9 protein-coding genes are annotated in these 6,506 nt (G+C 66.8%); 7 read left to right on the forward strand and 2 right to left on the reverse strand.

The features are described 5' to 3' along the window. The first annotated feature begins 6 nt into the window (after positions 1 to 6). From purN to ACFCV3_RS38590, 6 genes are all read left to right on the forward strand, one after another. Positions 7 to 639, forward strand: a complete 633-nt coding sequence (gene purN / locus ACFCV3_RS38565) for a phosphoribosylglycinamide formyltransferase (protein WP_376039305.1) — start codon at positions 7 to 9, stop codon at positions 637 to 639. Beyond that, on the forward strand, positions 636 to 2,195 hold the full coding sequence (gene purH, locus ACFCV3_RS38570) for a bifunctional phosphoribosylaminoimidazolecarboxamide formyltransferase/IMP cyclohydrolase (protein WP_376039307.1): 1,560 nt from the start codon (positions 636 to 638) through the stop codon (positions 2,193 to 2,195). The genes purN and purH overlap by 4 nt, the downstream gene beginning before the upstream one ends. 313 nt (positions 2,196 to 2,508) lie before the next feature. After that, positions 2,509 to 3,264 (forward strand): PIN domain-containing protein, encoded by a 756-nt coding sequence (locus tag ACFCV3_RS38575; RefSeq protein ID WP_376039310.1) that lies wholly within the window; start codon positions 2,509 to 2,511, stop codon positions 3,262 to 3,264. Positions 3,265 to 3,677: 413 nt separating this feature from the next. Further along, positions 3,678 to 4,004, forward strand: coding sequence for an RNHCP domain-containing protein (locus ACFCV3_RS38580; RefSeq protein WP_376039330.1), 327 nt, complete (start codon positions 3,678 to 3,680; stop codon positions 4,002 to 4,004). Continuing rightward, positions 3,994 to 4,470, forward strand: a complete 477-nt coding sequence (locus tag ACFCV3_RS38585; protein ID WP_376039313.1) for an HIT family protein — start codon at positions 3,994 to 3,996, stop codon at positions 4,468 to 4,470. The genes ACFCV3_RS38580 and ACFCV3_RS38585 overlap by 11 nt, the downstream gene beginning before the upstream one ends. A gap of 3 nt (positions 4,471 to 4,473) precedes the next feature. Beyond that, the gene (locus tag ACFCV3_RS38590) at positions 4,474 to 4,788 is read left to right on the forward strand and encodes a chorismate mutase (RefSeq protein WP_376039316.1); all 315 of its coding nucleotides are present in this window, start codon (positions 4,474 to 4,476) and stop codon (positions 4,786 to 4,788) included. A 19-nt stretch (positions 4,789 to 4,807) separates the two neighbouring features. Here the strand turns inward: ACFCV3_RS38590 and ACFCV3_RS38595 are convergent, their stop codons facing one another. Then, complete coding sequence (locus ACFCV3_RS38595; RefSeq protein WP_376039333.1) at positions 4,808 to 5,080, reverse strand: DUF3017 domain-containing protein; 273 nt, start codon at positions 5,078 to 5,080, stop codon at positions 4,808 to 4,810. Between the two features lie 7 nt (positions 5,081 to 5,087). Further along, the gene (locus ACFCV3_RS38600) at positions 5,088 to 5,948 is read right to left on the reverse strand and encodes a bifunctional methylenetetrahydrofolate dehydrogenase/methenyltetrahydrofolate cyclohydrolase (protein ID WP_376039319.1); all 861 of its coding nucleotides are present in this window, start codon (positions 5,946 to 5,948) and stop codon (positions 5,088 to 5,090) included. Positions 5,949 to 6,051: 103 nt separating this feature from the next. On the opposite strand from ACFCV3_RS38600, the gene ACFCV3_RS38605 reads away from it, so the two are divergent. After that, the gene (locus tag ACFCV3_RS38605) at positions 6,052 to 6,441 is read left to right on the forward strand and encodes a pirin family protein (RefSeq protein ID WP_376039322.1); all 390 of its coding nucleotides are present in this window, start codon (positions 6,052 to 6,054) and stop codon (positions 6,439 to 6,441) included. Positions 6,442 to 6,506: the final 65 nt, after the last annotated feature.

Consider the following 6,506-nt stretch of genomic DNA (forward strand, 5'->3'; position numbering starts at 1 on the left):
CCCGGCGTGACAGACCCGGTTGCCCCCACTCCTGAGCCCGCTCGGCTCGTCGTGCTCGTTTCGGGTTCCGGGTCGAATCTGCAGGCCCTCCTCGACGCTGCCGCCGACCCGGCGTACGGCGCTCAGGTGGTAGCCGTAGGTGCCGACCGCGACGGGACCGTCGGCCTGGAGCGGGCCGCGGCCGCGGGTGTGCCGACGTTCGTGCACAAGGTCAAGGACTACGCCGAGCGGACCGACTGGGACAAGGCGCTGACCGCGTCGGTGGCGCAGTACAAGCCCGACCTGGTCGTGTCGGCCGGATTCCTGAAGCTGGTCGGGGACGACTTCCTGGCCGCGTTCGGCGACCGCTACATCAACACCCACAACGCGCTGCTGCCGGCGTTCCCCGGGATCCACGGGCCGCGGGACGCGCTCGCGTACGGCGTCAAGGTCGCCGGCGCCACCCTGTTCTTCGTCGACGGCGGAGTCGACACCGGCCCGATCATCGCGCAGGTCGTCGTACCCGTCGAGGACGACGACACCGAGGAAACCCTCACCGAGCGGATCAAGGAGGTCGAACGCCGCCAGCTGGTCGAGTGGGTCGGCCGACTGGTCCGTCAGGGCTGGACCATCACCGGACGAAAGGTTCGACTGAAGTGAGCACCGACCGCAGGCCGATCCGCCGGGCGCTGATCAGCGTCTACGACAAGACCGGTCTGGAGGAGCTCGCCAAGGCGCTGTCCGAGGCCGGAGTCCAGCTGGTGTCGACCGGCTCCACCGCCGCTCGCATTGCCGCGGCCGGTGTCCCGGTGACCAAGGTCGAGGAGCTGACCGGGTTCCCCGAGTGCCTCGACGGTCGCGTGAAGACGCTGCACCCGATGGTGCACGCCGGGATCCTCGCCGACCTGCGCAAGCCGGAGCACGTCGAGCAGCTGAAGGAGATGCGGGTCGAGCCGTTCGACCTGGTCGTCAGCAACCTGTACCCGTTCACCGAGACGGTCGCCTCCGGTGCGTCGCCCGACGAGTGCGTCGAGCAGATCGACATCGGCGGTCCGTCGATGGTCCGCGCCGCCGCGAAGAACCACCCGAGCGTCGCGATCGTCACGTCGCCCGCGCAGTACGACCAGATCTACTCCGTCCTCGACGAAGGTGGTTTCTCCCTGGAGGAGCGGCGGCAACTGGCCGCCGCGGCCTTCATCCACACCGCCGAGTACGACGTCGCGGTCGCCTCGTGGATGGGCAACGTGCTGACCGACACCAGCGACGGCTCCGGCTTCCCTGGCTGGGTCGGCGCTGCTTGGGACAAGAAGTCTGTTCTGAGGTACGGCGAGAACCCGCACCAGCCGGCCGCCCTGTACGTGAACGGCCGCGGTGGTCTCGCGGCCGCCGAACAGCTGCACGGCAAGGAGATGTCGTACAACAACTACGTCGACTCCGACGCAGCCCGCCGTACGGCGTACGACTTCGCCGAGCCGGCCGTCGCCATCATCAAGCACGCCAACCCGTGCGGTATTGCCATCGGCAACGACATCGCCGAGGCCCACCGCCGCGCCCACGAGTGCGACCCGGTCTCGGCGTACGGCGGCGTCATCGCCACCAACCGCCCGGTCACCGTCGAACTCGCCAAGCAGGTCGCCGAGATCTTCACCGAGGTCCTCGTCGCCCCGGCCTTCGAGGACGGCGCCGTCGAGGTCCTCCAGGCCAAGAAGAACATCCGCCTGCTGGTCGCCCCCGAGGTTTCCGGCGCCGAGCAGATCGAGATGCGCCCGATCAGCGGCGGCCTCCTCCTGCAGCACACCGACCGCTTCCAGGCCGCCGGTGACGACCCGTCGGCATGGACCCTCGCCGCTGGGGAGGCTGCTTCTCCGGAGCTGCTCGCCGACCTGGCCTTCGCCTGGAAGGCCTGCCGCGCCGTCAAGTCCAACGCCATCCTCCTGGCCGCCAACGGCGCCTCGGTCGGCGTAGGCATGGGCCAGGTCAACCGCGTCGACTCCTGCCGCCTGGCCGTCTCCCGAGCCGGCGACCGCGCCGCAGGTTCAGTCGCCGCCTCCGACGCCTTCTTCCCCTTCCCCGACGGCCTAGAGGTCCTCATCGAAGGCGGCGTGAAGGCAGTAGTCCAGCCCGGCGGCTCCATCCGAGACGAAGCAGCCATCGAAGCCGCCACCAAAGCCGGCCTCACCATGTACTTCACCGGCACCAGGCACTTCTTCCACTAATACGCCACCCGCTGCGCGGGGAGCGTGTGGGCTCATCGCCCACCTCCCCCCGCGCACGGACCGCTCGCTTCGCTCCCGTCCCGCACGCTCCCCCACCCGCCCTGAGTCTCCCTCCGGGCTACCGCCCAGGCCCTGCGCTACCGCGCGGCGACCACACTGGTGGCTGAGCAAGTCGTTTCAGCTCGCGACGCTGAGCTCTCCTCGTCGGATGCGCCGCGACCTGCAATCGCCGTACTCATGAAGGGCTGTAAGCGTGGTAGTGAGACTGCTTCCAGGCGCGAGCGCGACGACTGTCCTGGAACACTTCGACCGGTTGATCAACGCTGCGGCTGATGCCCGTGGCAGTGATCAGCGGGATCAGTACGCGAAGTACGTCCGCTGGGCGAACGGTGCCGTGGCGTCACTCGGGACGTGCCTCAGCCATGAGGATGTCAACCGGCTGATCCTGACCCAGCGCTACTGGCTCATTCAGGGACTCACCCATACTGGCCTTGTCACCGTCCAGGCCGTGCAGCTGGAACTAGACCAAGCTGTCGCTGTGCTAACGGCGGCACGAAACACGCTCCGCGCCCAGGTGGACATGTGGCTGTCGTCGGAGAGGGCCGGCTGCATCATCGTTCCCGACACCAACATCTTCTTGGAACACGCGGACGAGTTTCCCGACATCGATTGGGCCGAGGTAGTGAGGGCCGATGGTTTGGAACCTCTCCACATCGCGATTCCGCTAGTCGTCATCGACGAGCTCGATCGCGCCAAACGTAACCAGGCAAAGAAGTCGCGAGCACGACGTACCCTCAAACTGCTCAACCAAATGGCCCTCCGTCCCGGATCGCCGGTTGCTCTGCCCGAGTCCAGCCAGCACGGCACGATCGATGTCCGGGTGCTTGCGGAAGAGGTCGACCACGTGCGTCTGTTGGATGCAGACATGGAGCTCGTCGAAGTTGCCAGCGCACTCAAAGATCTCACCGGGCTCGATGTGGTGCTCGTTACCTTCGACACTGGCATGGTTGTGCGGGCGCGATCACGGGCAGCCGGAGTGACGGTCTGCCAGTTGGACCAGAACAGATAGGTCCACGAAAGCTCCACGGGCGAAAACTCCATTGACCGCTGGTGGGCAGGATCATACGTTCAGAGCTCTGTCCAGAGCTGCCAAGGAGGTGACGTGACCGCTTGCCGACGTACTGCTGACGCTGTCTGACAGGGGACGACGCCGACGTCAGTGCGACTGGATGACACCTACCGGTGGCACGTGGGGGAACCTGCGTGACAGTGGCCGGGACAAAGAACACAACCCCGGCAGTGGTCCGGATTCAGGGATGGAACAGGCCCTGATGAAGTAGGAACCGGAAGTAATCGCCCGCCCGAGAGGCGAGCGGTGAATCGCGTCAATCCCCAGTCCAGCCTGAGATTCCGCCAGGAAGAGAACAAACGGAACCCTGCACCTCCGAGTCAACGATCTTTCGACTCGCGAGGAGCAGCACCATCAGCAGATCCACCGAGAACACCGGGTTCACCTGTGCCCAGTGCGGTTCTGCGGTCAGCCCGCTGACCAACGGCAGCTACCGTAACCACTGCCCGGAATGCCTGTACTCCCTGCACGTGGACATCACCCCGGGAGACCGCGCCAACCAGTGCGGCGCACTCATGCGTCCGATCATGCTCGAGCACCACTCCGCCAAGGGCTACATGCTCGTCCACCAATGCCTCACCTGTGGCACCCGCCACCGTAACCGCATAGCCCAAGACTCACAGCACCCCGACAATCTCGACGAACTTCTCACCCTCACCTGGAGCGCACATGGACGTTGAAGGTTGCCTCGGTTGCGACGTCGTCTCCGGACGTCTCGAGGTAGCGGGTGGGTTGCTGCACCAGTCGGACCATTGGGTGGTCAACCACGTGGTCGGGTCCATGAACCTGGGAACGCTGGTTCTGAGTCCACGTGACCACGTGGTTGCCGTTGCTGAGTTGACGGTTGAGGCGGCCGACGAGCTCGGCCCACTACTACGCCGTACGGCGCAGGTCGTGGAATCCATCCTCGAACCAGAGCAGACCTACGTGAGCTCCTGGGCGCACGGCGGACAGGGCCGTAAGCACCTGCACATCGTCGTCCAGCCGGTCACCACCGCGACGGTCGAGGAGTACGACGGCGCCCGGTCGGAGCAACTGCAGGCCAAGATGCTCTTGGCAGGCAAGGAACCGGACCCGCACGAAGTCGAGGAGTTCTGCCAACTGGCTGTTCGGCGTTTCAACGAACCTGCCGCCGACCAGACCTGAGCAATGCGCCACAGTAGAGGCGTGACTGATCAGGACGCCCAGACCGAACTCGCCCGCCTGCGCGGCACCATCGACAACATCGACGCCGCCCTCGTGCACCTGCTCGCCGAGCGCTTCAAGTGCACCCAACAGGTCGGCGAACTCAAAGTTCGCAGCAGCCTCCCGCCGGCCGACAAGGCCCGCGAAGAACGCCAGATCACCCGCCTCCGCTCCCTGGCCACCGAAGCTGGCCTGGACCCGGTCTTCGCCGAGAAGTTCCTCAACTTCATCATCGCCGAGGTCATCCACCACCACGAACGCATCGCCGAAGGCAAGTGACCCGCCCGCTCCGTCCCGCTCAGTTGGGGACGATGAGGGCGAGGGTGGCGATGGCGATGGCTGCCAGGAAGAGGAAGGCGGTGTCGAACATGCGGCCTCGGACGTGGAGGAGGCCGGCGGCGCGGTCGGTGAGGGTGGCTCGGAGGAGGGCTGCTACGCCGGGGGCGGCGGCGAAGATGAGGATGCCGTTGCGCCAGTTGTAGAAGGTCAGGATGACGAGGCCGGTGAGGCCTACCAGGAGGGCGACGGCCAGGGGCCATTCGGTGGTACGGCGCTGAGCCTCGCCGGCCATCAGCACGTCACGCTCGTTTCGGGGTGGACTCGGCGGCCTCGACGACGTTGGTGAGGAGCATGGCGCGGGTCATCGGGCCGATGCCGCCGGGCATGGGGGCGATCCAGGCGGCCTGGTCGCGGGCGGCGGGGTCGATGTCGCCGACGATCTTGCCCTCGGCCGAGCGGCTGGTGCCGACGTCGAGGAGGACGGCACCGGGCTTGACCATGTCGGCGGTGATCAGGCCGGCGGAACCGGCGGCGGCGATCACGATGTCGCCGGTACGGACGACGGCGGCCAGGTCGGTGGTGCCGGTGTGGCACTGGGTGACGGTGGCGTTCTCGGAGCGGCGGGTGAAGAGGAGGCCCATCGGGCGGCCGGCGGTGACGCCACGGCCGACGACGACCACGTGGGCGCCGGCGATCGGTACGTCGTACCGGCGGAGCAGCTCGACGCAGCCCTTGGGGGTGCAGGGGAGCGGACCGTCCTGGCCGAGTACGAGCTTGCCGAGGCTGACCGGGTGCAGGCCGTCGGCGTCCTTGGCCGGGGCGATCAGGCCGAGGATGGTGTTGGTGTCGACGTGCTTCGGCAGCGGGAGCTGGACGATGAAGCCGGTGCAGGCCGGGTCCTCGTTCAACTTGGCGACCTCGGCCGCGATCTCGTCCTGGGTGGCGGTGTCTGGCAGTTCGACCTGGATCGACGCGATGCCGACCGCAGCGCAGTCGCGGTGCTTGCCAGCGACATAGGCCCGGCTGCCCGGGTCGTCACCGACCAGGATCGTTCCCAGCCCGGGAACCACACCCTGCTCCGCCAGCTTCGCGACCCGGACCTTCAGTTCGTCCTTGATCGCCGCCGCCGTCGCCTTGCCATCCAGAATCTGCGCTGTCACGAGGCAAGAGTCTGCCATGGGGAGCAGGGGGAATACCGAGCGGCCTTGCCGTGGTTCGAGTAGATAGTTTATTCTTGAACTACTTAGCCAAGAGGAGACCCTGATGCCCGCCGTGACCGTCAGTGACATCACTGTGTTGCCCCGCATTCACCAGCCGGACCCGGCCGTCGCGCGGGAGCGGGCGGTGCGGTCCGTGACGTCGGCGCCGAGTGGTTACGAGGGCGAGGGCTTCCCGGTACGGCGGGCGTTCGCGGGCGTGGACCTGAAGGATCTGGACCCGTTCATCCACATGGACCAGATGGGTGAGGTCGAGTACGCACCGGGCGAGCCGAAGGGCACGCCGTGGCACCCGCACCGCGGCTTCGAGACCGTCACGTACATGCTCGACGGGATCATGGAGCACCAGGACTCCAACGGTGGTGGCGGTGTCATCTCCAACGGCGACACCCAGTGGATGACCGCCGGGACGGTTATGCCTTTAGCCACACATTAGCAGCCGGAGTAGGGCGCACCTAGGAGCGTAGGCGCGCTACACGGCAACTACCGGACTCTGAATTC

The organism is Kribbella sp. NPDC056345, from assembly GCF_042262745.1.
Classification (GTDB): domain Bacteria; phylum Actinomycetota; class Actinomycetes; order Propionibacteriales; family Kribbellaceae; genus Kribbella.

Excerpts from the sequence above, each read along its gene's own strand:
- ACFCV3_RS38585 (WP_376039313.1), top strand. The coding sequence starts at position 3,994 with ATGGACGTTGAAGGTTGCCTCGGTTGCGACGTCGTCTCCGGACGTCTC.
- ACFCV3_RS38590 (WP_376039316.1), top strand. The coding sequence starts at position 4,474 with ATGCGCCACAGTAGAGGCGTGACTGATCAGGACGCCCAGACCGAACTC.
- ACFCV3_RS38595 (WP_376039333.1), bottom strand. The coding sequence starts at position 5,080 with ATGGCCGGCGAGGCTCAGCGCCGTACCACCGAATGGCCCCTGGCCGTC.
- ACFCV3_RS38605 (WP_376039322.1), top strand. The coding sequence starts at position 6,052 with ATGCCCGCCGTGACCGTCAGTGACATCACTGTGTTGCCCCGCATTCAC.